Genomic DNA, 24,728 nt, shown 5'->3' with positions numbered 1-24,728 from the left:
CTCCCCGTGTCACGATCGAGGAGCGCCTGATGTCCGAGCGGACCACCCCACTCCCCATCGGACGAGACGAACGCCCGACGCAGGAAACCTGTGTCTCGCTCACGTGCCGTGATGTCATCGACGGTGTGCATCAACGGCTCGCCCACAAGGGCTGCCACTGGTCCTGAGACCTCCACCACAACACTGCCCCCGGTCGTCCCCTCGAAAGCTCACGAGGGATACTGCGGAGGCACTCGCCACCGACTCCATGATTTTGAAGATCAGGCCGTCCATCCCGTCGGGCCCTCAAGTCTAGGGCCCACCGGATCGACGGCCTTTTCGTTTCCTTCCCGCTCCGTTTGACCGCCAAGGCCCAGCCAAATCACCCTAATTTCCCACATCAACACGACCGATGTGTCCCGGAAAAATTCGGCGACTCGATTGATTCCTGGGCTGGTCAAACCTACAATCCTAATAGCAACCCAAGTGGATGCATGTCCGATTGGGTGAATTGCTTCGTGAGCTTCGGCAACAACCCCACCGATTGAGGCTGCGGATGAGGCCGACACCGGCCTTTGACGCCAAAACCAGGACGAATTCGGCGATCCTCCCCCCCTTGGAGTTCAGGCCGATTCGGCAACCCCGGCCCGCTCCCGCAACCGCCGGCGTGATGCACGGAGGTCGATGCGACGGATTTCGGTGTCGAACCTAGGCAAGGCGAGCCGCCCTCCTGAACACGGCCCGCCAAGGCGACGCCGTATAGCGTCCGCTTCATGATGTCAGGCATCCCCCGCGTGGCGAACGCGACGCTCGGGGAGGTGTTGCCACATAAATACATTCACCCGTCCGGCGTGTGCGAGCGCCGAGGCAGGTATCAAGAGGTCTGGAGTCTCCCGGTTCGGATCGTCCCGAACGGCTCGGTCGCCGTTTCGGGTGTCGATCGGCCGTCGGGAGTGCTCCAGCCCGCGGCTCTCCCCAAAAGCTCTGATGAGGGACGACGATGGGAACACTGCTCCGATCGGTCGCGCTGATGATGATCGCGCTGACGATATCCGCCATCGGCGTCGCGCGTCTCCACCCCAAAGGGGCGGCCTGGCGAATGCTCCAGGCGTCGACCTGGGTAAACCTCGACAGCCAGTACATGGCGGAGAAAGCCGGGGAGTCCATCTGGCTCGACATCGAAAACGGGCGAGTCTCCCGTCTCAAGTTGCCCGAAGGGGAGTCGGTGGAGATGGCGAGTTGCTCCCCCTTCCGCGACGACAATGGACGTGCCCAGGCGGTGGGACGTTGGGCGACGCGAACGAAGGTCGGTGCCGATTCCGTCGTGGGGGCTTATGGATTGGCCCGATTCACCTATCCGGACGGCGAGATTATCGACCGAGTGACGACCGACATCATCCCCAAGGGGCCGCCTTGCTGGTATCCCGGGACAAAGGCGCGGATCCTCTTCTCGGCCATCGACGGGAAGCTCTACCACCACAACTTCGAGCCCTCGTCGCGGGCAAGCTCATTGACCGATCCCGAGTTGTCGATCAACCCCGGTCCCCGGCCCTTGAAATGGCTCTGCCCCCATCCGGGCGACGGCCACGAGACGGTTTCTGATCCCTTCTGGTCCTCCTCGCCGACGCTCGCAGCCCGGCTGATCGTCTCGATCCGCCCCCTCAACGAGACGAACGGCACAGTCTATTCGTTCTCGAGACTTTGGTGGTTGGAGCTCGACGAGGCGGGCACGTCGATCGTCGCGGCGGGTCGGCTGATCCCCAGGCCGGATTCTGAGCCCGAGCACGACATGGACGAGCGGTTCCCTGCCGTCTGGACCAACGCCGACGGCCGCATGACCCTGGCCTATCAGACTCGACTGCCGCACCAGCCCCACGGCCAGATCCGGGTTGTCCCACTCGAGCTCGACGCGAGCCGAAAGATTCCCGTGGCCCGGACCGAGGAAACCCGGATCCTGGTCGACCGGTGCGCGGTCAACCCGCCGAGCTTCTCCAAGGACGGTAAGTCCTTGTTCGTCGTCCACCTCGCCGACGGATATCGCGGGGAGGTGCTCCGCGTCCCCTTGTCCGACGAGCGGAGCTTCGCCGCCTCGAGCCAGACCTTCACGCCCAGCTCGGGGGAACTTCCGGACTGATGCTCTGGGCCTCGTGCCGTCGATTTCGATCGTTGAAATGCGCGGGCTCAAGATCGGGGACGATTTGAGGGATTCTTCTGTCCAACTTCCAAGAGACCCAAGTCAATGATCGGCTGAATCTTCCGGAAAGGTCGGCCGGCCACGCGGTCGAAGTTGCGGAAGGCTCGGCGAGTCATGACGGTCGATAACGCGGTGAACCCCGCCAATGCACACGCAATATATGCGAACATCAACGTCAACGAACCATCGTCATTGACGAGCATCCTCAGGAGTTGGCCGTCGACCTCGTCGTAAGAAAACAGCGACGCGGCGAGGAAGACGAACGGAGAAGGCACGAGACAGCACGCGTGCGGGACGATCAGGATTCCAAGCACGGCCGCCTGGGCTCTCCATACCGTCTTGGAACGCATCGCGATGGTGATCCCGAGGGACATCACGTACCAGGTAAATAACACCACGCAAACCAGGGCGGCGACCACCCCCAAAGGATGGACCGCTCCCGAGGCCGCCCCGAGCAAGCCCAGCGCCACGATTGCGCCGCCGAAGGCGGCCGAAGCCCGGAGCGGACCGAGCATCTTTCCCTTCACAATCTCAGCGCCATCCAACGGAGTCGCGAGGAGGCCCACCCAGGTGTCCTGTTCGTGTTCCGAGGGAATCCCCGAGGCGAGAGCCGTCCCGAGTCGGATCATCCAGCAGACGAACAGGAGCGTCACCCCGTAGCGGATCACGAAATTGAACGAGTAGCGCCCTTGATAGCTGGACCTATCGACGAACCCATATCCCGACCTCAAAACCTCCTGAAACGCCTCGATCGAGTTGAGCAAGGCCCAGACGAGAACACCCGCCAGGATCAGCAACATCCCGAATCTCGCGAGCCTCCTCAACCATCCCCGGGGACGGCGTGAGAAAAAGGCTTCCTTCCAGTACACGGGGTCATCGCCGCAGGCCCGGCGTGAGAAGGCGCTCCGGTACTCCTTTCTCGAGAGAGCCCTCCGAACCCCGGTCCCCTCATTGCGGCGTGAGGCGATCCGAAGTCGGCCCGCAGCTAGCGCGATACCGAGGGATCCATAGACGAGCCAACGAACGATCGCCCAGACCGCCCGCGACCGGAGACCCGCGAGATCCCCCGACCCGATGAAGTCGAAGTCCCCGAGGATCAAGAACGGGTTGGGTGGCCAAGCCCATTCGACCCCCCTCTCGATCCAGTCGAGAACGAGCAACGTGCGAGGGCTGAGCGGACCCAGGAGGTCTCCACCTCGGAGCGCACCGAAGCCATTCGACAAGAGTGCCGGCAGGATGAGCCATACGGCCGCCGAGGAGTACGCCAAGACGATGGCTTCGCGCGGCCGCCGCAACTCGACGGAAGCCAGGATCGACAGGCCGGCGAGGAATAGCGCCGAGGCCCCGACGATGGCGATGCTCCAGACAAGTCCCTCGGGATCGACTCCGCCGAGGAGCGTCAACAGGCTGAAGATCGGCAAGACCTCCGCGAGGAAGGTCGCGATGTGTAACAGTCGCGCCGTGAGTTTCCCGAGTACGATTTCTCCGCCACTGAGCCGGCTCGTCAACAGGTCGTGCAAGGTCTTGCGATGTCGCTCGGAGGCAATCGCGTCCGCGACCACCGCCGGCGTCAGGACGAGCACGAGCACGGCTTGCGCCAAGGTCATCGACGTGAAGAGCGCTCGGGCGAACCAGGTCAGTTGCCGACCCGAGACCTCTCCCGTGCCGAGATCGTTCCCGAACCAGACAAACCCGAACAGGCTCCAATAATTGATCCCGACGATCGCGAGAAGGATCAGCCCGAAGCCGAAACGGAGCGAGAAGAACCTCCCGCGCCTCGCGAGTCTCACCAACTCGAAATGTGCAACGGGCCCCGCAAACATCCGCGACACTCCTGAGGGTCACCCCGTTCGAGAGCGGAGGAGGAGACGCCGAGCAACACGGCGGATTCCGACGCTTCATTCGCGTATGGCGGTAGAGTATCGCGTGGCGAGAACGATTTGACGAGCCAGCATCACGGGCTCGGCCCGAGGAACCCACGCCGCGAACTGCGACGGAGATTGCGATTCGGCCTTCCCCGCGTGTGTCGCGTCTTCGACAATGAACAAACGCCCATGCGACTCATGTTTGAGATCGGAGGGCCTTCGGGGAGGTGACTTCGTGTCGGATTTGGATGACGCACGTCGGTTGTTGCGACAGACCTTCGGCTTCGACGACTTTCGGGAAGGCCAGGAACGGGTCGTCGCGTCACTACTGGAAGGCCGCTCGGCCCTGGCCGTCTTCCCGACCGGCGGCGGCAAGAGCCTCTGCTACCAACTGCCGGCCCTCATCCTGGAAGGGTTGACGGTGGTCGTCTCGCCGTTGATCGCGTTGATGAAGGATCAAATCGATTTCCTGGAGAGACACGGCATCGCGGCGGCTCGACTCGACTCGAGCCTCGACGCCGTCGAGGCCAGGCAGGTCCTTTCCGCAGTCCGTGGGGGAGGCCTGAAACTCCTCTACGTTTCCCCCGAACGTCTGGCGGGTGGACGATTTCTCCAGACGCTCGCCGGACGCAAGGTCTCGCTTTTGGCCGTCGACGAGGCCCATTGTATCAGCGAATGGGGGCACAACTTCCGTCCCGAGTACATGAAGCTCGCGCGGCTCGCCCGGGAGATCAAGGCGGAACGCGTCCTTGCCTTGACCGCGACCGCCACACCCGACGTCGCCCGAGACATCGCCCGGGCGTTCGAGATTGGCGACCGAGACGTCGTCATTACCGGGTTCCACAGGCCCAACCTCGAGCTGCACGCGACCCCTTGCCGGGCGGACGAGCGCCGGCGGGAATTGCTCGAGCGTATGAAGGCCGGCGCGGGGGGACCGGCCATCGTCTACGTCACCTTGCAGCGGACGGCCGAGGAGGTCGCGGAGTACCTCGTCGGCCAGGGGCTCGACGCCGAGGCCTATCACGCCGGGCTCCCCGACGACCGCCGTCATGCGATCCAGGATCGGTTTATGGCGTCCGAGTCCGGCGTCGTGGTCGCCACGATCGCGTTCGGGATGGGGATCGACAAGGGGAATCTCCGCGCGGTCTACCACTTTAACCTCCCCAAGAGCCTGGAGAACTACGCACAGGAGATCGGGAGGGCGGGGCGCGACGGCGGGCCCGCACGCTGCGAGTTGTTCGCGTGTGCCGAGGACGTCATCACCCTGGAAAACTTCACGTTCGGCGACACGCCTACGCCCGAAGCGATCGGCTCGTTCCTCGACGAAGTGCTCGGCCAGGGCCCTCAGTTCGACGTCTCCGCCTATGACCTCTCTCAGTCGCACGACATCCGGCCGTTGGTCGTCCAGACCCTCCTGACCTACCTCGAGCTCGAAGGGGTCATCGAGGCGACCGGGCCGTCGTTCGCCGAGTACAAATTCCAGCCGTTGCGGCCCTCGGCCGAGATCCTTGCCCGGTTCGACGAGCGTCGCGCGTCATTCCTCAAGCGTGTTTTCCAGCAGGCCCGCAAGGGGAAGATCTGGTTCACCATCGACACCCAGGCCGCGGCGCTCGCCCTTGCCGAGCCCCGCGAGCGGATCACCACGGCCCTCAATCACCTGGAAGAGCAGGGGGACTTGAAGATCCAGGTCTCGGGGGTCCGCCTCGGTTATCGGCAGACCGGCCTCGAACCGGACTTGCGTCGCCTTCGAGAGTCGCTCGTCAGACGGTTCATTGAACGGGAAGACCGCGACATCGCTCGAGTCCAAAAGGTCCTCGACTACGCCCAGTCGCCGGCCTGCTTGACGGGTCTCCTCCTCGCCTATTTCGGCGAGTCGCTCCCGACTGGCTGCGGCCATTGCGACCGATGCCTCGGACACTCTCCTCGCCCCCTGCCCAAGCCGGCTCGACAGGTCTTCGGGACGCAGGAGCAGCAGTCGATCGAACGGATCCGCGCCGAAGGACATCGAGGCTTGCAAACGGCCCGGGCCCTGAGCCGGTTCCTGTGCGGCTTGTCTTCTCCGGCAACGACCCGAGCCAAGCTCTCCAAGCATCCGTCGTTTGGTCTCTACGCCGAGAGGCCGTTCCTGCAGGTCCTGGCGTTCGTCGAAGGCCTGGCAAGCTCCGCCCCCAAGGGCCGTTGAGGCAGCTCGGCAAGGCCCCCCGGTTCTCGGTGTCCGCGAGCGACCTGCGGATGGGATCCACAGGACCGCCTCATGTTCGTGGCAAAATATGCCGCCCAGGGATTTTCGTGGGATAATCTCAATTGGGAAGAATGAAGGGGAATGCGTTTTGCCTTCCATCCTTTCCCGGCCGATCCGGTCCTCGTCCGACTCCCCTTGGAGACTACACCATGAAGAAAACCACGTTGCTCGCGCTGACGATCGCGTCGGCCGCCTGGCTGGGCTCGTCGTCCGGCGCGAAGGCCCAGGGCGTCATCACCTACTCCTCGTGGTACGCCGCGCCGGCGAGCCCTTGGGGACTCTCGTACGCCCCGGTCGTCACCACGTACTCCGCCGCCACGCCGGTCTGGACCTCTCCTCCGTATCTTCCGGTCGGCCAGGGCTACAACGACTTCCCCTACTTCGGCCGACCCTACGGGAGCCCGAATGATCCTTGGACCTGGCCGTTCATGAGCGATACCTATCAGCGCTCCCTGGCCCGCTACTACTATCCCCCTGTCCGATGACTCCTCGCCCCGCCCGACGGGACCCCTAGGGGCCATCGCGAAGCGACGGCCCCTTTCCATTGCGGTTCGCCGGGGGGCGCCGAGCGTACTCGCTTGACTAGGCGGTAAACATCGGGCGTTCCATGCCGCGCAGGTCATGCCTGTCGAGTCGTTGCTCGATGCGACGCTTGCGGGAGATGAGCCGGGCTCGTATGGTGGGATTCACTCGAAATCCTCGCGTGGACCGGGTCGTGGGTTTGTGTTGCTATCCCCATTACTCCGGAAAACGCCGAGGATTTCGAGCTTTTTCGTCGAATTCTTCCCGCCAAACCGCGCCGGGTACGCTTGGTTAAGGACTAGGATGGCGTTCGGTCGCACCTCGCGGGGATTGACGGATCGACGTGGCCCACCGCGGCCTGTACCGGCGAGCACGCTCCAGCCCTCCTCCATGGGTTGTGGGCGGCTGTCACATAAAACCGCGTGTCATAGGTCATGATGCGATGCCTTCGAGCGGGTCGAAGCTGAGACAACGTCCACCGTTCGTGAGATACGCGACTTCCGCACTCTTCGTGTCGCTGGCGGTCCTGGCACGCCAGCTCCTGGCCCCCGTCCTCAGCGATCGGCAGCCCTTTCCGACGTTCTACATCTCGGTGACCGCCGCCGCCTGGTGGGGAGGTCTCGGTCCGACGCTCTTTGCCCTGGTGCTCGGGTATCTCGCGGCCGACTGGTTCTTCATCGCCCCACAAAAAGCCTTCTCCGAGTTGAACCTGGCGAACACCGGGACGTACTTCTTCGTCGGGCTGGCGATCGCCTTCTTTACGCATATGATGCACGCCGCCCAGGATCGTGCCGAGGCGAGCGCGGCCGAGGCCAGTGAACGCCGCGAAGAGCTGGAACGCGAGGCCGTCGAGCGTCGACGAATGGAAGGGGAGCGCGAGCGCCTGGTCGACGAGATCAGGACCGCTCGAGGCCGTTTGGAAGCCGTGCTGCGGCAGATGCCGGCGGGGGTCGTGATCGCCGAGGCCCCTTCCGGGCAGATCGTCCTCGCCAACGAGCAGTCGCAACAGATCTGGCGGCGGCCGCTCACGACGGCCGACGACTCGGGCTATAGCGTCCACGAACTGCTCGACAAGGTCGGTCAGCCGTACCTGCCGCACGAATGGCCGCTCGTGAGGTCGTTGACGACCGGTGAGGTCGTCAAGAACGAAGAGGTCCGATGCCCCCGGGGCGCCAGCGAGTGGGGCACCGTGAGCGTCAGCTCCGCCCCGATCCACGACCAAGGCGGCGCGGTCATCGCGGCCGTGGCGGTCCTCTACGACATCACGTCCCGCAAGCTCGCCGAGGAAGACCTGATCAGGGCGCACGAGGAGTTGGAGCGGCGCGTGTCCGAGCGGACGGCCGACCTGGCCCGGGCGAACGAGTCTTTGCGCGCCGAGGTGACCGAGCGTCGGCTGGTCGAACAGGCGCGGAACGGCCTGCTCCGGCGATTGGTCGTCGTCCAGGAGGAGGAGCGCGTCCGCATCGCCCGGGAGCTTCACGACCAGATGGGGCAACAGCTCACGGCCCTGAAGCTCGGGCTGGAGTCCCTCGAAGGGTCCTTGCCGGCCGGAGAGAACCTGCCGGAGAAGCTACAGGGATTGCTCGGGCTGACCCGCCGGATCGGGCATGACATGCACCGCATCGCCTGGGAGCTCGGCCCGGCGGCGCTCGATGAGCTGGGGCTACCCGGGGCGTTGTCGGACTACGCGGAGGAGTGGTCGGAGCATTCCGGCGTACGCGTCCAGTTCCAATGCACGGGGGCTGGGGACGGCCGCCTTCCCCCCCAGGTTGAGACCACCGTCTATCGGGTGGTGCAGGAGGCACTGACCAATGTGGCCAAGCACTCGGGAGCGAGCCGGGTGAGCCTGATCCTGAATCGACACGAGGCCGACGTACTCGTCATCATCGAGGATGACGGCGTGGGCTTCGACCCGGAAACCGCGACGGACCCCTTGCGCACGAGGCGGAAGCTCGGGCTGATCGGCATGAAGGAGCGAGTCAAGGCGGTCGGAGGCGCCTTCCAAGTCGAGTCCGTGCGAGGGAGCGGCACAACCCTCTTCATACGGGTCCCGCTGCGGGAAGAAAGCACGAGGCCGTCCGATGGGTAAGTTACGCGTGCTGCTGGCCGACGACCACGCGGTCGTCCGCGAGGGTTTGAAGGCGTTCATCGACGCGCAGCCCGATGTCGAGGTGGTCGGAGAAGCATCGGACGGCGAAACCGCCTGCCGCAAGGCGGCCGACCTCCGTCCGGACGTGGTGGTCATGGACGTCTCGATGCCTGGGCTGTCGGGTGTCGAGGCCACCGAACGACTGAAGCGGGTGCGGCCGGAGCTCAGGGTCTTGGCCCTGACCGTCTACGAGGACAAGGGACACCTGCGGCGGATGCTTCAAGCCGGGGCCTCGGGCTACATCCTCAAGCTGGCGACGGGCGAGGAACTCGTCCGCGCCCTCCGCGTGGTCGCCGCCGGCGGCGTCTACCTCGACCCGGTCCTGGCGGGCAAAGTCATCGGCGACATCACATGCGTGGGGCCCGAGTCGGGCCGGGCCGGGGGCACGCACCTGACCGAGCGGGAGTCCCAGGTGCTGCTCTGCGTCGCGCAGGGCTTCAGCAACAAAGAGATTGCCAACGAGCTCGACATCAGCGTGAAGACGGTCGAAACGCATAAACTCCGCTCCATGGAGAAGCTCGGCCTCAGGAGCCGTGCGGAAGTCGTTCGATACGCCCTCCGCGAGGGTTGGCTCGCGCCGGATTGAGAAGGTCCGAAGGCCCGTCGAGACGCTCGTCCGGCCCTGGCCATGTGGCGAGCCTCAGGGAATCCCCTGACCAATACCTCCATTTCCACTCAACCTGTCAGGCCTGATCTCCTGATTCACTTCTCTCCCATTGCCGATCGACCTGACTCGCACGGGCACGAACAATAGAGCGATGGAATGACGTCGGCGCGTGTCGAGAGCGTCGGCCGCATCGTGGCCGTCGCCCCAGCCCCGAGACTGCTCCCCTCGCGAATCAAGAGGGGATGACCGCTCGCTCGTGTATTTAAAGGGACAAGACACGTCGTCAAAGACGGGGTCGATACGACCCCGAAAGCCCCCGTGGGCCCCTCTCGCCGCCGGACCCGTCCCGACTTGCAAAAGAAAAGCGGCGGCGGAGGGGCCGCGAAGGCGACCAGGCATCCCGTCGGCGGATGCCAGCGGTCACGCCTTCGTGGCCGCCCCGATCTCGGGCCGTCGGCAACCGCGGCGTCCCATCCCCTCACGTACGCCGTTCGGAGCACACCCCATGCAACTTCTGGTGAATAGCGGTCGGGCGAAAGGCAGTGTCCTCGCGATCACCGCGCCGCGCTTCCTCATCGGGCGCGGCCCCGAGTGTCAGTTGCGTCCCCAAAGCCCCGAGGTCAGCCCACGACACGCCGAGGTCAAGACCAACTCCGGCACCGTGCTGATCAACGACCTGGGCAGCGAGAATGGGACGCGCGTCAACGGGCAGAGGCTGGCCGCACCGGCGTCTCTACGAACCGGAGACATCATCGAGATCGGCCCGCTGAACTTCACGGTCTTGCTGGATAGGCATCGGCCCCGGAAGCGGCCGACGAAGCGCTTGACCGAGGACATGGTCGCGTCGTGGCTGAGCGACGAGGTCGAGGACGAGGACGAGGAGGAAACGGACTCGGCCCCTCGACCCGGGAAGCTCGCCAAAGCATCCCCGGCCGTCGCCGCCGGGGTCCGGCCGTCGTCTCCGCCGACGCCCATGACCCGGCAAGCGAAGGAGCGAACGGGGGATGACTACGAATTCTTGAAGTCCATGACGATCCGGCCTGAATGACGCGGGTGCCGGACCGCGCCGGACAACGGCAGCTGGGCCCACCGCGAAACGGCGGCGCCCGCCGCGCGGCGGGCGAGTTGGTTACCAGGGGGAACAGCCGAGATGTGGGACCGAAGTACATTGCACGAGTTGATCGCGACCCGGCTACGCGGCCTCAAACTGGTCGTGGTCGCCAACCGCGAGCCCTACATCCACCGCTACGTGGGCGACGTCGTCGAGTGCTTACGCCCCGCCAGCGGCATGGCGACGGCACTCGACCCGATGATGCTCGCCTGCGGAGGCACATGGGTGGCGCACGGATCCGGGGACGCCGATCGGCTCACCGTCGACGCGGACGACCGCGTCCGGGTCCCGCCCGAGAGCCCGCGCTATACCCTGAGGCGGGTCTGGCTCACCAAGACCCAGGAGGAAGGCTATTACCATGGCCTTGCGAACGGTGGCCTGTGGCCCCTCTGCCACGTCGTCTTCACTCGCCCGGTGTTCGACCCCGCCGACTGGCGGGCTTACCGCGAGGTCAACGAGTTGTTCGCCGACGCGATCATCCAGGAGACCGGGGACGGGCCCGCGTTCGTCTTCATCCAGGATTACCACTTCGGCCTGCTTCCGAGGATGCTCAAGGCGCGGAACCCGGCCCTGACGGTGGCCCAGTTCTGGCACATCCCCTGGCCGAACCCCGAGACGTTCCGCGCGTTCCCCTGGAAAGAGGAGTTACTCGACGGCCTGCTCGGAAACGACCTGCTCGGGTTCCACCTGGGGTATCACTGCCAGAATTTCTTGGAGACGGTGGACCGAAACCTCGAGTCGCGCACCGACCGCGACGCGTCGGAGGTGCAGCGGGGAGGACACACGACGCGGGTCCGACCCTTCCCCATCAGCATCGACTTCGAGCGACAGTCGGCCGCGGCGGCGAGCCCCGGGGTCGAGCGTGAGGCCGTACGCTGGCGGCACCGCCTCAAGCTCGACGGCAAGCTCCTGGGATTGGGCATCGAGCGTGTCGACTATACCAAGGGCATCCCGGAGCGGCTCCGGGCGATCGACCATCTGCTGGAGACCCGGCCCGAGTACCGCGGCCGGCTCGTGTTCGCCCAGGTGGGCGTCCCGAGCCGCGGACATATCCGCGCCTACCAGCAGCTCGACGACGAGATCGACGCCCTGGTCGAGCGGATCAACTGGCGGTGGGGCACCGGGGCCTGGCGCCCCGTGGTCTACGAGAAGCGCCACTTCGACCAGGACGAGATGATGGCGCTCCATCGCCTCGCAGACTGCTGCGTCGTCAGCTCGCTACACGACGGGATGAACCTGGTCGCCAAGGAGTTCGTGGGCAGCCGGTTCGACGGGGACGGCGTGCTCGTGCTCAGCCGATTCACGGGCGCCGCACGGGAGCTGTCCGACGCGCTGCAAGTCAACCCGTTCGCCGTCGAGGAGCTCTCGGCCGCCATGCACGAGGCGCTCACGATGCCCAGGGAGGAGCGAGCCCGCCGGATGCGGCGGCTCCGCGAGGCCGTGGCCGAGAACAACGTGTACCGCTGGGCGGGCAAGATCGTCTCGACACTGCTGCGGATCGAGCCGGAGGAGAACAGTGGGACAACCTCGCCGTCGATCGACGCCCTTCCCCTCCCGAACGGAGCACCCGATGGACGTGCCCTTGCCATTGCTCGAGGCGCTTGACGAGATCGGTGCGGCCGTCGCCGCGGCCGGACACCTGGCGATCTTCCTCGATTTCGACGGCACGCTCGCGCCGATCGTGGATAGCCCGGCACTCGCCCGGCTGCCCGAAGCAACGCGGGGATCCTTAGAGCAACTCGCCCTCAGGCCGGATTGCACTCTCGGTCTCATCAGCGGCCGGGCGCTCGACGATGTCCGGGAACGGGTCCCGATCGACGGGTTGATCTATGCCGGCAACCACGGCCTGGAGATCGAAGCCCGAGGCCTCCACTTCGACGAGACGACGGCCGCACGTCTCCGGCGGGAGACCACCGGCGTCGTCAGCGCGCTGGCCGGCCGGCTAGCCCATCTCCCCGGCGTCCTGATCGAGCCCAAGGGGCTGACGGCCTCCGTCCACTACCGCCGCGTCCGGCTTTGGCACCGCGACGAGGTCGAGCGGGTCGTGCGGCGAACCGTGCCGGATGATCACCCCCACCTCCGCGTGCTCCGAGGAAAGATGGTCTGGGAGGTGCGTCCGCGTGTCGACTGGAACAAGGGGAGTGCGATCCGTTGGATCCGCGAACGCCTCGGTCTGGAGCAGGCCCTGACCTTCTATCTCGGCGACGATCGCACCGACGAGGACGCGTTCACGGAGATCGGTCGATTCGTAACCGCCCGCGTCGGCCCCCCCCAGCCGACCTGGGCCGGATACCGCGTCGATAACACCCAGGAGGTCGCGGCATTTCTCGCCTGGCTCTCACGCGTCTCTCCGTCCGAAGCCACACCGCTTTCAACTTGAGGAGAGGTGACTCCGCCAACGGTCGCCTCCCGACGGGCCGAGCGGCACAACGCCTCCTCGAGCGAGATCCTCAGACAGCCGAGTGGAACGAGGCGGGAACGTTCACGGCTCCGGCTGAGACGTGACGCCGAGCCCGTGAACTCGGGCGACGGGCGGACTCGAGCCGCCACGACGAGGGCATCGTCACAAAGGGGTCGAGACGTTGAAGCCATTCCCCGATGACATTACGATGTTCCTCAATAACAACGTCGAGTCGATCGACCAGCTCGAGCTCCTTCGGGTACTGGGAGAAGATCCCGACCGGGAGTGGGACGCCCCGGCCCTGGCCGAGGCCGTCCAGGCCGATCTCCGGGCTGTGCTAGCCCACCTGGCGGCGATGCAAGCCCGGGGACTCCTCGCCTCGGCATCGAGCGGAGCATATCCCTCCTATCATGCCGGAGCCCGCACGGCCGAACTCGATGCGAAGGTCCGTCGACTGCTTCGGATCTACAAGTCCTACCCAGTCACCACGATTAGAAAAGTCTACGACCAAGCCAAGGATCCGCACCGAGACTTCGCTGACAAATCGGGAAAGAAGCAACCGGACTGAGCCGACTGCGCCGGTCGACTTGTACTGCCTCGCCCCGCACGGACACTGACACGGAGGCGACCCACCTTCGGAATCCCGGCGCATGGGACGCACCCGTCGTGAGTTATCCCCTCGCCCCGAGATTCGGCCTGGCCGCCTTCGCGTCGAATGGTGCGAGGTCGATGGCGGCGGGATTCGATCCTTGCCGACGCATTGAACAAAGACTTGGATGAGGGTCGTGGTCCTCACTTCATGTTGCGATCGGTTCCCCGGGTCAGTTCGATCTACGCTCTCGGATTCCCATCTGATACGCTCGAGTCCATGAGCGCAAACACACCGACGGTCATCGACTCGAATCAGGATTCCTTCGACAAGGACGTCATCGAGGCGTCCAAAGCGCGCCCGGTCGTCGTGGACTTCTGGGCGAGCTGGTGCCAGCCGTGTCGGATCCTGGCCCCCGTCCTGGAGCGGGTGGTCGGCGAATTCGAGGGGCGGCTCTCGCTCGTGAAGTTGGAGACGGAGCAGGCCCCTGAGATCGCAGCACGCTTCGGCATCCGCTCGATCCCTGCGGTCCTGGGCTTCCGGGACGGGAAGGTCGTCGATTCGTTCGTCGGCGTCCTCCCCGAATCGGCGATCCGGAGCTGGCTCGAGCGGCTATTCCCGACCCCGGGCGAGGTGTTGGCCTCGGAGGCGGAACGCCTCGCGCCGACCGATCCCGAGGCGGCCGCGGCCCGGTACCGCGAGGCGATCGCGCTCGGAGGCGAGGTCCTGGCGCTCAAGTTCGCCCTCGCGAAGCTCCTCCTGGCCCGAGGCGAACTCGACGAGGTCCAGGCGATCGTCGCCGGACTCGACTCGCGTGCCTCGCTCGAGCCCGAGGCCGAGCGTCTCAAGACTCTGCTCTCATTCCAGCTTCGATCCCGAGAATCGGGCGGCCTCGACGCCTGCCGTGCCGCCGTCGCCGGCGACCCCGACGACCCCACCCGCCACCTCGAACTCGCGGTCGCCCTGGCCTCGGTCGGCGAATTCGTCGAAGCCCTCGACCTTTGTCTTGCGCTCGTCGAACGCGGTCGCAAGGAAATCCGAGAGCCCGCCAGGAAGCTCATGGTTGAGATGTTCCGCGTCATGGACGACGCCGAGACGGTCAGCAACTATCAACGCCAACTCGCAGCCGCCCTGTTTTGAGCCGAAACGCCTCGCAACCTTTCCGCCGAAAAGGCCGCGGCTCGATTCCTGGGAGATCCCGGGGAAGTCTCCGCATTCGGGAGCAACCGACCATGTCAGACCAGCCTTCCAGCGCATCGCGTCGCGACTTCATCAAGTCGGCCGGGATCGCCGTCGCGGGCACGTCGCTCGCCCCCGCATTCGTGGGGGCGCAGGACAAGTCGGGGAGTAAGAACCCGATCATCGGCGAAGGCCGATATCGATACGAAGTCATCCACGGCTGGGGCGAACTCCCGGACGGGTTCCACTGGGGCGAGACTCACGGTGTTGCAATCGACGCCGACGGCCTGATCTACATCAAGCACCGTTCCAAGACTCCGACGCCCGTGGACGCCGTCGTCGTCTTCGACCCGCAGGGGCGATATGTCCGGTCGTTCGGCAAGGAGTACCACGGCGGCGGGCACGGCATCGACCTCCGGAAGGAAGGTCAGCAGGAGTACCTCTACCTCTCGGACGTCGCCCACGGGATCGTCGTGAAGACCAACCTTCTGGGCGAACCGGCGTGGACCAAGGGTCGTCCTCCCGAGCCCGGCGTCTACGACGACCCCTCGGCCAAGTACAGCCCCACGAACGTGGCCTTCGCCCCCGACGGGGGTTTTTACATCGCCGACGGCTACGGGTCGAACTATATCCATCAATATGACAAGTCCGACCAATGGGTCCGGACGTTCGGCGGCACCGGCGACGAGGCCGGCAAGTTCAAGACCCCGCACGGTCTCTGGCTCGACGACCGGCCGGGCCGAGTCCCCTCACTGGTCGTCGCCGATCGGGCGAATAACCGGCTCCAGTACATGACCACGGACGGGAAACATCTCCGCTTCGATAAGGACGTCAGCTTCCCCGCCCACTTCGACATCCGAGGCGACATCCTGCTCTGCCCGGACCTGCACGCGCGGATCACCCTCTTCGACAACGAGAACCAGGTCCTCTCCCACCTGGGCTACGACCCCGAGTGGACCAAGTTCGTCCTGGACGGCTTCAAGGTGCGCGCCGACCCTTCCCTGTGGCAACCCGGCAAGTTCGTCCACCCGCATGATGCCTGCTTCGACAAGGACGGCAACATCTACGTCGTCGAGTGGGTCCCGACCGGCCGCGTCTCGAAGCTCCGCTGGCTTGCTTGAGCAACGGGCTGTCCCGAAAATACAAGCCCGAAGCGCAATCGAGTGATGCTGTGTTTGATCAACAGATTCACTCGGTTGCGCTTCGGGCTTGCAATCGTTCCTTCGAACGTCGTCCGTTGGGAGCACCCCGAGTGATCGGCCTTGGGCTTCGATCATCCGATGTCAGTGAGGCTTCGCGATGGCCTGGCGTTTGCTGAGAGGTTTGAAGAAAGTCGACCGCTCGACTTCTCTTGTCGTTTCGACGGCTCCACAACCTCGCAGGCCACGCATTGAAGGCCCTCGATGAGCACCGTATCTCCCGTGCGAGCGCACGAGTTCGAGACCGACATCCCCGCCAGGATGGACCGGCTCCCGTGGTCCCGTTGGCACTGGCGGGTCGTCGTCGCGTTGGGGATCACCTGGATCATCGACGGGCTCGAGGTGACTCTCGTCGGGGCGATCAGCAGCGTCCTCGAGCATCCCGACAGCCTGCATTTCTCCAGTGAGCAGATCGGCCTGCTGGGCTCGTCGTACCTGGCCGGCGCGGTGCTCGGGGCACTCGTGTTCGGTTATCTGACGGATCGGATCGGACGCAAGAAGCTGTTCATGGTGACGCTCGGCGTGTATGTTGCCGCCGCGTTCCTGACGGCGTTCTCCTGGAATTTTTGGAGCTTCGCGATCTTCCGCTTCTTCACGGGGGCGGGGATCGGGGGCGAGTATTCGGCGATCAACTCGGCGATCGACGAGTTGATCCCGGCCCGGGTGCGCGGGCAGGTCGACCTGGCAATCAACGGGACGTATTGGATCGGGGCCGCGGTCGGTTCGTTGGCGACGCTCGTCCTGCTCGACCCGAGGATCCTCTCCGTGAACCTGGGATGGAGAGTCGGCTTCGGGATCGGGGCGTTGCTCGGCCTCGGGATCCTGTTCCTCCGCGAGCACGTCCCCGAGAGCCCGAGGTGGCTCCTCACCCACGGCTTCCCCGACGAGGCCGAGCGCATCGTGGGGGGCATCGAGGAAACGATCGGCCGCGAGCGGCCCCTCGAGGCCCCTTCCGGCGAAAAAATGACGATCCGTCCCCACGGCAAGGTGGGCTTCGGCCTCATCGCCCGGACCATGTTCAAGAAGTACCTCGGCCGATCGATCCTGGGCCTCTCCTTGATGGTCTCGCAGGCCTTCCTTTATAACGCCATATTTTTTACCTATGCACTCGTGCTCAGCCGGTTCTACAAGGTCCCGGCCGACCGCACCGGCCTGTACCTGCTCCCGTTCGCGGTCGGCAATTTCCTCGGGCCCGTCATACTCGGGAGGTTCTTCGACACGGTCGGCCGGAAGCCGATGATCGCGGCGACGTACTCGATTTCCGCGGTACTGCTCGGCATTACCGGCGGACTCTTCGCGGCGGGGATGCTGTCGGCGACCTCGCAGACCGCGCTCTGGACGGTGATCTTCTTCTTCGCCTCGGCCGCGTCGAGCTCCGCGTATTTGACCGTCAGCGAGATCTTCCCGCTCGAGCTCCGAGGGATGGCGATCGCGCTTTTCTACGCGCTCGGCACCGCAGTCGGAGGAGTCCTGGCCCCCTGGCTCTTCGGGCACCTGATCGAGACCGGCTCCCGCACGAACCTGTTTTACGGCTACCTGATCGCTTCGGCCCTCTTACTCCTGGCCGTTGTCGCCGTGATCTGTTTCGGCGTCAAGGCGGAGCAAACCTCCCTGGAACACGTCGCCGAACCCTTGTCGGTCGCGACGGGGGGCCAGTAACGTCAGGCGTCATCGCAATGGAGGTCGTGGGATCCCGCGGATCAGGAAACCGTACCGGCGGCCCCATTGCCTCGCATGGATAGGGCCGAGGCGCCCGCGAAGGAATTCACCACTCGCTCGTCGAGGGAGACTCGCGCTCGGACGCTTCAAACACCTGGCTCGTCGTTCAAGGCCGATCGCCGGACCGGTCAGGTTTCGTTCTCGGTCGGGCGAGGCCGAACGACTTCCCGGGCTTTCAAGGGGGGGAGCTTGCAGACGGCAGCCTCGAAGAACTTATGGGGGCAAGGCTCGCCGAAGGCGAGCCGAGCGAACGAGCCGCCCTCGCGTGTGCGCTTGATTTCCAGGACATTGGCCTGAAGGCAGTCGGTCGGGTCGGATTCGCCGAGGTAGAGCCAGGCCATTTCCCCCTGGGGAGGGGGCTCGGTGACGGAGACGAGGGCTCCGCCTCGGCTGATATTGACCAGTCGAGCAGGGCTGGCGAAGAACGCTTCTTCCTTACGCTTCCAGCCCACCCAGATCTCCATGTCGTGCGCGGGATGCCGCGGCATGCTCCGGCGATCCTGGGGCGATTGCCTAATCCAGGCCCGGAAGAGGTCGAGAAGGCCGAGCGATTCCGGAGAAGGCTCGCCCTCGGCGCAGGGTGGCGGATCGAACCGGACGGACCGGTCGCCGATGTTCTTGAAGTTGGGCCGATCGAACTCGTGGCTCATGATGCGCCTGGGTTCTTGGCCTATCGTTTCCAATAGAAAACAAGACTTCCGCAATCAAATTCTAGAACAACGGTCCCGAGTTGGCAAACATGGTGTTGTTAGGAATCAACTCCAAACATGCGTTCGACGGCGTTCGCATCCCAACCTCAGGCCTGTCCCAAGTGCCGATCCGACGTGAATGCGGTGGAATGAATCGGCAAAAAATGGCCAAACACGAACATTGAAGACCGGTTCGCGCACGTCGAACGAGAAAAGCGGGAAATGCGTTCTCGCGAATTTCCCCCTCGCGACCCGGCCGTGCGTGGATAAGACCGTCGCGAATGACCTGGAGTTGACACTCCGAGCGTGGCGTGAAGTAGGGGCGAGTGGCCTGGGTTACTAACCAAGGCTGACTCGATCCAAGTCGACGAGCCTGACCTCGGTCGGTGTCTTCTCCCCGACGACATGGAACGTCAGCGTGTCGTGGGTCGAGAGCCGAATGCGATGGATTCCAAGGTTGAGCGTCCCCAGCGAACCGACGCCGGTCATGGCCTTGAACAGGCCCCAGAGTCGGCCCCGCGTCCACCGGAGTCGGATCGGGCGGCCTTTCGATCGCTCGGCGACCTCGGACTTCGACAATCGCTCCGGACCCGCGACGATTCCGATCAGGTCGCCCGTCACGACTCGGGTGCCGAAATAGTGGAGCCGGTCCCAGGTGCCGGTCTCGGAGAGCAAGCTCACGATCGTCTTGAATTCGTGACGAGGGATCGGACTCGTTCGAGCAGTCGAGGGCTGCCCCTGGCTTCCCGACTCCAGGTTGAGGAAGAAGTCGACCACGGAGGAAAAAATCTGCTCGGCAAAACTCTGCGGACGGGGCTGGTTGAGATACGCATCGAGCGAGCGTCGGCTGATGACCTCGGAGCGTGCTTCGATCGCCGGATCGAGATCAAGCCTCGGGTTCATGAAGATGATTTTGGGGACAATGTGTTCTCGGATCAATGAGTCGTCAAGGGTCAAGCCTCGGGCGGCGAGGTATTCGACGACGGCGTCTCGCTTGAGGAGATTCGACTCGAGCAAGTCGCCGTGATCGACCACGTCGCCTCCGCGCCTGGTCTGTCGCCAGGAATGGCCGCGGAGGTCGAGTCGCCCCGACCAGTTCTTGACCTCGATCAGGTAGATCGCCCGTGTCGTACAGACGATGAGGTCGATCTCGCGCCGTCTCCCTTGTTTCGCCGAAGGGATCCGGCGCCCGCCGAAGACCTGGGCTCCTTTGAAGTGGTACGAGGATCCCACGAGTTGACCCAGGAGCGCCTCGGCGTCTCGCCCACCAACCAGATCCGGCGCCTCTTCAAAGGGCCGAACTTTTTGGATTGCCGACCATTCTCTCAGCCTCGCGACCAACCCCATGACGGACCGGACCTCGACCGTGACAATCGATGCCGACCCAGCGAATCGCACGGGTGTTGGAGGCCGTTAAAGAGAGGTGCCGGCCGCACAAGCTCGAGGATTCCGCCGCCGACCGACGAGCGTCGGGGCTGGGTTCCGGACGAAGGTCGCCATGGTAAAGGGGGCGACGATCCTTGGCAATTCCTCCAATCCTCGAGGTCGGAGTTTCAATAGCCGAGAGCAATGCCCCCCTAAAGACAACCTCGATTCCCGCGTTCAGCCCGATTTACCCAATCCCTCGTTGGAGCGGACGACATCCGCCGGCGATGTCATCGCTGGTTCGCCGTTCCTGGTTCGCTCGAGCCTGGCCAGTTCATTCTCCGCCGACCAGAGCCGCCGACAGAGCGCAACGTCGTAGCCGGCCCGCCGGGCACGTTCGGCCACGACGAGGATCGAAGCCAACGAGGCAGCCGAGACACCGCCATCCTCGATCAAGCCCTGAATCAGGTCTTCGAGTCGCCCTTCCCACGATTCCGAAAGCAAGTGTCAAATCCTCCATGGAGGGATATTCCGTCTCCGATCCGCCGCGAGAGTCGGGCCGACGATCGCGCGTATTGGTTCGCAGACAGCAGTCGATACAGACGCGCCGGTGAACGCCGGGCGGGCCGCCGCCGAAAGGTCGGACGAACCTCGCAGAAGGCATCACGATTGGCTGGCCAAGGAGACGACCCGCTCCGTTGGCAAGGCTCTCGAAAGGGACGTGCCGGCTACGTGGTCAACTAATTCTGTGACATAACCGCCGTTTGCTTTCCATCCGAGAAACGTTGGACACCCTGATTCGCGACGTTGGTGTCGCAAAAACAACACGCATCCCCGCCCGATGTTGACGGAAGGAAACGTGGTCGGTTAACTCAGAGGAGAGGCGACCCGAGGGGAGCATCGAACTTCGCACGAGTGATTGATTCTCGATCTCGGCACGATCGGCGCGCCGGAACCGCCTCGGATGTCGCCAGGCGGGGGGCCTCGAGGCCGAGACCACGATGGATGGGTGTTGATGGAACTTGCCTTCGCCTTTTTCGCCAAGGCCGCGGAATTCTTGCCTGACGGTCGGTTCTCGGCACTCGGGGGTGGCATCGAAGCCGTTCGGAGTCGACAGCTCCCGGCCACGATCGATTCGCTCTGCCTCGTCCTGAAGTTCCGCCTGAAGCTCGAGGAATGCCGGGCGGCGCATCGCGTGAGGATCCGCCCCAGGGACCCGGAGGGGAGAGTCGCGGCGGGCGACTTCACCTACCTCGCCGGCCCGATCCCCAGCCCCGCTGGTCGCCACCTGCGTTCGAGCCTGGGGATCACGGTGAGCCTTACCGGATTTCCGATTTCAAAAACAGGAGAATATCACTTTCATATCGATGTGGACGAACGTCCGATCGGCGTCGTGGGGCTCTATTCCGAGGTCGGACCGCTCCCCGATCCTTCCCGGATTGTCGGCTCCCACGGGGACGCCTGAGCGTTCAAGGAGGAGGCTCGGTCTTGACGACCCGATGATCGTGCGTTGTCCGTCGACATAGGCTTGAAGGATGGCGAGCTCAAGACGTCCAGGGTACGGGCCTTCGTCCGGCAGGGGAGGTCGCACGTCGAGATTTGGGGATGAGGGAGTCCGATTCCAGGATAGGGAGCCTTCTCTTATTTCTGGTAGGGGCGCGTCCCAATCCACACCCGCCCTGGTATTTCCTATATAACGAGAGGGCTCAGGCTTCTGCCGACTTGCGAGGGTCGGTCATAAGCCCGTCCTCGTGGCCGCCAGTTCGGGTTAGCTTGGCATGGGGAGGTGGTCATTCGCCATGAACGGGATAGGCTTCGGATTCGAAGGGGGGACGGCCGACGACCCTGAACGTCGCTGGCTCCCCCGATATGCGCCGGTTAAGGATGTGGTCTATCTCGGCTGGTGGGTCGGCACAGAGTTTCGGACGGTCTCGGCCGTTCTCAAGGACATCGGGCTGGGCGGAGCCTCGTTGCTGGTAGAGGCCCCGGACCCCGTCGATCGTCGGGTCTGGATCAGCCTCGAAGGGCCGAATCCCGGCGACTGGGTGGAAGCTCGAGTGATCAACGTCGAGTCGGTCCCGGGCCCCGACGCCGAGTCCTCATCGTCCACGCTTCTTCATATCCAATACGCCAAAGATTGAACGTGGCGTCTTCGTCTACGCGCACGCACTCGATGGGCCCCGGCGGAGACTGGCGGGAACTCGTCGGACCCAGGTCCGCTCCACCGGAGAGGCGAGGCCCGAACGGCCTCGTCCAACAGGTGGAGAGGGCAGGGGAGAGGATGATCGTGCCCAAATCCTGGAGAGGGACGAGGATCGATTCGGATCCTCGCTCATGCCAACGACGTCGATGTTCGAGGAGTGCCCTCGACTGCGAGAGCAACTCCCGGAACGCAGACCGAGGTAATCAGGCGGAACAGACCGGGTGACCGAGGCAGTCATCGCCCACATCGCCCGGCGTGTCATCAAAGGGTTTCGTCTTCCAAAGGACGGTTGATGGCGTCCGTCACGAAACCTTCGGGCGGAGTGCCCCGGAAGGTCAGACGCAACTGGTAGGGTCCGTGGCGCGTGAGGTGGGCTTCCACCAACTGCGCCTCGATCCAGGGCGATGGCGAGGGCTCGACGAGGCGCACGAGGAGCGTGCCCCCGGCGGGAGGGGCGTCGTCCGCGAGGACGAGGAGGCCACTCCGACTAACGTCCATCAACTGCGCATCCGTCATGCACAGATGATCTTCGACCCACCACGCAACCTTCGAGACGTTGTCGACGGCGGGATACCGGGCTTCACGACGTCGCTCCATCGAGGCCAGACGTTCGGTAAGGCTTCGGAGATTTTGCATGGGGACGCTGATTCTGAGGGTGTGGTACGCCCGGCCCGGCCTCATCAAACCTCCGAACGACGGGAGGCGGACGAAATGCCGAGCTACGCGCGAAGTCTCTTCTTAATCCTAGAATACGTTTCAAGTGGCGTACCGAAAAGTTGCAAAAGTCGGTCGGATTATCCCTCGATTCGAATGTCTCGGCGGGTGAGTGCGTGAGCACGCCCGCGCTCTCAACTTCCTGTCGAGACGCCCAAACCCAGGGGGTTGATCGCGGGCCATCGCTAGGGCCGGCCGATTCCCGATAGGAAACCGAGGCCATCGGACGAGTCGGGGGGGTGCCGCCCCGGAGTGCGAGACGTCGAGATGCCCCGGGGGCATGCCCGAGCTCCGGCCCAGCCGCCTTCACTTCACGAACCGCGCAATCCATCCGGCTCGCGTCCGGGAAAAGTTGTAACCGAATCCGGTTTCCCCGCACTTTAGCAAGTAGGTTAGACCGAGCGGGAGGGAAACGATGGTAAGTCGACCGATCGAGCGGGATAGGACGGAAGCTCGCCCAGCCCCGACGTGGGACGAGGCCGAGGAATTACCGGACGAGCAACTCCTGGATCGCTTCCTGGCCGGCGAGAAAGCGGGGGCCGAAGAGGCCTTCCGCGAGTTGGTGGTCCGGCACGGGCCGATGGTCCTCGGCGTCTGCCGACAGATCCTCAGCCAGCAGCAGGATGCCGAGGATGCCTTCCAGGCCACGTTCCTGGTGCTCTCGCTCAAGGCTAACACGATCCACGACCGTCGGGTCCTGGGTCGTTGGCTCTACGAGGTCGCGTATCGGATCGCCGTCCGGTCCAAGATCAATGTCAACCGGCGACGTGCGTTTGAAAGGCAAGGCGCGGAGATGTCGGTCCAGGCCGAAGACTTTGAACCCGGTTGGAGTGAGCTCCGGCCGGTCCTCCACGAAGAGGTGAATCGCCTGCCCGAGAAGTACCGGGCCCCCGTGGTCCTCTCCTACCTCGAGGGAAAGTCGAACGAGGAAGTCGCACGGCTCCTCCGTTGGCCGGTGGGGACCGTGAAAGGCCGACTGTCCCGCGCAAGGGACCTGCTGCGAGAGCGGCTCACGCGTCGAGGCCTGGTCCTCTCCGCGGCCTTCCTGCTGACCACACTCTCGAGGAACATGGTCTTCGCCGAGGTCGTCCCCTCGCGACTCATCGACTCGACGGTCGTTTCGGCGATGAGACTCTCGAGACGCAACCGAGCTTACGTGAGCGCCGCGACCGCGGAGGCGATCGCGTACGCCGAGGAAGGGTGGTGGGTCCGTTTCGTCGCCGAGACTCGGCGATCCGTGGCGTTCCGGGCGGCCCGGGTCGCCATCCCCCTGCTCATCCTCGGAGGGATTCTGTGGGGGGCGACCCTCATCGCCATGGATGCGTCGGGTATGACGTTCAATCCGAACTCGATCCTGCCAATCCTCGACTACGGCGACGACGCCCGATCCTGCCACCCCACCACACCGACGACGGCTCCCTGAAGCCTTATCGAAACCTCCCACGAACTCGGGCCGAGAGGACACTTCCGGATGTGTCCCTCGGCCCGAGTTCGTCCCGGAAGCAGGGCTCACGTTCCTCCGGGACACATCCCGAGGATCTTCCCCCTCGCCCCCTTCCCCAATACTTTCGGACTTGATTCGTCAAGGCATCGCCCTATCGTATTTATTTTTTCGATAATTTTATATTAATAGGAGTTACGCAGTTGAGGGATTTGTGAGCCCAATCCAGGGTCTGGCGAGGTAGCTTCGGATCGCCTCGGCCACGATCCCCGACTTGGCCATGAACCCGCTGACCCCGGTGGTGAAGAAATGCCATTCCAGCCGCAGGAAGGCCCGTACTGCCATCCCGATGTGGTTGCGCTGCGCCGTCTCCGAACGCGCTTGGCACCCCTCGACCCCACAGTTCTGCTTCAACTCCCGATGATAGTTCTCGATCGCGAAGCCCAACTCGGCGTAGTATCGCCGCATCCCGGACTCCATCCCCAACTCGTTGGTGGCCCAGTATTCCGCGTCGCCATCTGGGGCGTCGATCCGGAAGACTTGGACCATCCCGTAGCCCT

General features: G+C 64.4%; 21 protein-coding genes and 1 pseudogene. 16 read left to right on the top strand and 6 right to left on the bottom strand.

The features are described 5' to 3' along the window. The first annotated feature begins 29 nt into the window (after positions 1-29). Together ACYOEI_RS11245 and ACYOEI_RS11240 are read left to right on the top strand one after the other, a co-directional pair. On the top strand, positions 30-167 hold the full coding sequence (locus ACYOEI_RS11245; RefSeq protein WP_462849585.1) for a hypothetical protein: 138 nt from the start codon (positions 30-32) through the stop codon (positions 165-167). Between the two features lie 812 nt (positions 168-979). After that, the gene (locus ACYOEI_RS11240; protein WP_462849584.1) at positions 980-2,113 is read left to right on the top strand and encodes a hypothetical protein; all 1,134 of its coding nucleotides are present in this window, start codon (positions 980-982) and stop codon (positions 2,111-2,113) included. A 47-nt stretch (positions 2,114-2,160) separates the two neighbouring features. On the opposite strand, the gene ACYOEI_RS11235 is transcribed toward ACYOEI_RS11240, so the two are convergent. Then, positions 2,161-3,996: an ABC transporter permease gene (locus ACYOEI_RS11235; RefSeq protein ID WP_462849583.1), complete on the bottom strand. Its 1,836-nt coding sequence runs from the start codon at positions 3,994-3,996 to the stop codon at positions 2,161-2,163. Between the two features lie 277 nt (positions 3,997-4,273). On the opposite strand from ACYOEI_RS11235, the gene ACYOEI_RS11230 reads away from it, so the two are divergent. The 11 genes from ACYOEI_RS11230 to ACYOEI_RS11180 all read left to right on the top strand — a co-directional run bounded on the left by ACYOEI_RS11230 (position 4,274) and on the right by ACYOEI_RS11180 (position 17,696). Beyond that, on the top strand, positions 4,274-6,220 hold the full coding sequence (locus ACYOEI_RS11230; RefSeq protein ID WP_462849581.1) for a RecQ family ATP-dependent DNA helicase: 1,947 nt from the start codon (positions 4,274-4,276) through the stop codon (positions 6,218-6,220). Positions 6,221-6,429: 209 nt separating this feature from the next. Beyond that, complete coding sequence (locus ACYOEI_RS11225) at positions 6,430-6,765, top strand: hypothetical protein (RefSeq protein WP_462849580.1); 336 nt, start codon at positions 6,430-6,432, stop codon at positions 6,763-6,765. 521 nt (positions 6,766-7,286) lie between these two features. Next, positions 7,287-8,891 (top strand): ATP-binding protein, encoded by a 1,605-nt coding sequence (locus tag ACYOEI_RS11220; protein WP_462849579.1) that lies wholly within the window; start codon positions 7,287-7,289, stop codon positions 8,889-8,891. Further along, entirely contained in the window at positions 8,884-9,537 is a 654-nt protein-coding gene (locus tag ACYOEI_RS11215) for a response regulator (RefSeq protein WP_462849578.1), read from the top strand. The genes ACYOEI_RS11220 and ACYOEI_RS11215 overlap by 8 nt, the downstream gene beginning before the upstream one ends. A 526-nt stretch (positions 9,538-10,063) precedes the next feature. Then, positions 10,064-10,606 carry an FHA domain-containing protein gene (locus tag ACYOEI_RS11210; protein WP_462849577.1) on the top strand — a complete coding sequence of 181 codons (543 nt, stop codon included), beginning with the start codon at positions 10,064-10,066 and terminating at the stop codon, positions 10,604-10,606. A 102-nt stretch (positions 10,607-10,708) separates the two neighbouring features. Continuing rightward, a complete protein-coding gene (locus ACYOEI_RS11205; RefSeq protein ID WP_462849576.1) occupies positions 10,709-12,274 on the top strand; it encodes an alpha,alpha-trehalose-phosphate synthase (UDP-forming) in 1,566 nt (521 codons plus the stop codon). Next, a complete protein-coding gene (otsB, locus tag ACYOEI_RS11200; RefSeq protein ID WP_462849574.1) occupies positions 12,240-13,049 on the top strand; it encodes a trehalose-phosphatase in 810 nt (269 codons plus the stop codon). The genes ACYOEI_RS11205 and otsB overlap by 35 nt, the downstream gene beginning before the upstream one ends. Positions 13,050-13,251: 202 nt before the next feature. Then, positions 13,252-13,638, top strand: coding sequence for a hypothetical protein (locus tag ACYOEI_RS11195; protein ID WP_462849573.1), 387 nt, complete (start codon positions 13,252-13,254; stop codon positions 13,636-13,638). 300 nt (positions 13,639-13,938) lie between these two features. Further along, positions 13,939-14,799: a thioredoxin gene (gene trxA / locus ACYOEI_RS11190; protein ID WP_462849572.1), complete on the top strand. Its 861-nt coding sequence runs from the start codon at positions 13,939-13,941 to the stop codon at positions 14,797-14,799. Positions 14,800-14,891: 92 nt separating this feature from the next. Next, positions 14,892-15,959 carry an NHL repeat-containing protein gene (locus ACYOEI_RS11185; RefSeq protein ID WP_462849571.1) on the top strand — a complete coding sequence of 356 codons (1,068 nt, stop codon included), beginning with the start codon at positions 14,892-14,894 and terminating at the stop codon, positions 15,957-15,959. Positions 15,960-16,241: 282 nt separating this feature from the next. Then, positions 16,242-17,696, top strand: a complete 1,455-nt coding sequence (locus ACYOEI_RS11180; protein WP_462849569.1) for an MFS transporter — start codon at positions 16,242-16,244, stop codon at positions 17,694-17,696. A gap of 188 nt (positions 17,697-17,884) precedes the next feature. On the opposite strand, the gene ACYOEI_RS11175 is transcribed toward ACYOEI_RS11180, so the two are convergent. From ACYOEI_RS11175 to ACYOEI_RS11165, 3 genes are all read right to left on the bottom strand, one after another. Next, complete coding sequence (locus ACYOEI_RS11175; RefSeq protein ID WP_462849568.1) at positions 17,885-18,406, bottom strand: PilZ domain-containing protein; 522 nt, start codon at positions 18,404-18,406, stop codon at positions 17,885-17,887. A gap of 378 nt (positions 18,407-18,784) precedes the next feature. Further along, on the bottom strand, positions 18,785-19,792 hold the full coding sequence (locus ACYOEI_RS11170; protein WP_462849567.1) for a nuclease-related domain-containing protein: 1,008 nt from the start codon (positions 19,790-19,792) through the stop codon (positions 18,785-18,787). A 255-nt stretch (positions 19,793-20,047) separates the two neighbouring features. Continuing rightward, on the bottom strand, positions 20,048-20,314 hold the full coding sequence (locus ACYOEI_RS11165) for a hypothetical protein (protein WP_462849565.1): 267 nt from the start codon (positions 20,312-20,314) through the stop codon (positions 20,048-20,050). A 511-nt stretch (positions 20,315-20,825) separates the two neighbouring features. On the opposite strand from ACYOEI_RS11165, the gene ACYOEI_RS11160 reads away from it, so the two are divergent. Further along, positions 20,826-21,275 (top strand): DUF6941 family protein, encoded by a 450-nt coding sequence (locus tag ACYOEI_RS11160; protein WP_462849564.1) that lies wholly within the window; start codon positions 20,826-20,828, stop codon positions 21,273-21,275. Between the two features lie 334 nt (positions 21,276-21,609). Continuing rightward, positions 21,610-21,951 carry a PilZ domain-containing protein gene (locus ACYOEI_RS11155; RefSeq protein WP_462849563.1) on the top strand — a complete coding sequence of 114 codons (342 nt, stop codon included), beginning with the start codon at positions 21,610-21,612 and terminating at the stop codon, positions 21,949-21,951. 323 nt (positions 21,952-22,274) lie between these two features. Here the strand turns inward: ACYOEI_RS11155 and ACYOEI_RS11150 are convergent, their stop codons facing one another. Next, positions 22,275-22,649 carry a PilZ domain-containing protein gene (locus ACYOEI_RS11150; RefSeq protein ID WP_462849562.1) on the bottom strand — a complete coding sequence of 125 codons (375 nt, stop codon included), beginning with the start codon at positions 22,647-22,649 and terminating at the stop codon, positions 22,275-22,277. 493 nt (positions 22,650-23,142) lie between these two features. Here ACYOEI_RS11150 and ACYOEI_RS11145 point away from each other — a divergent pair, with 493 nt between their 5' ends. Then, positions 23,143-24,150, top strand: a complete 1,008-nt coding sequence (locus ACYOEI_RS11145; RefSeq protein WP_462849560.1) for an RNA polymerase sigma factor — start codon at positions 23,143-23,145, stop codon at positions 24,148-24,150. A gap of 213 nt (positions 24,151-24,363) precedes the next feature. Here the strand turns inward: ACYOEI_RS11145 and ACYOEI_RS11140 are convergent. Further along, positions 24,364-24,728: pseudogene (locus ACYOEI_RS11140) on the bottom strand (IS701 family transposase); the annotation flags it as partial.

The sequence above is a fragment of the Singulisphaera rosea genome (genome assembly GCF_054877945.1).
This window is presented reverse-complemented; position numbering and strand designations above follow the sequence as displayed.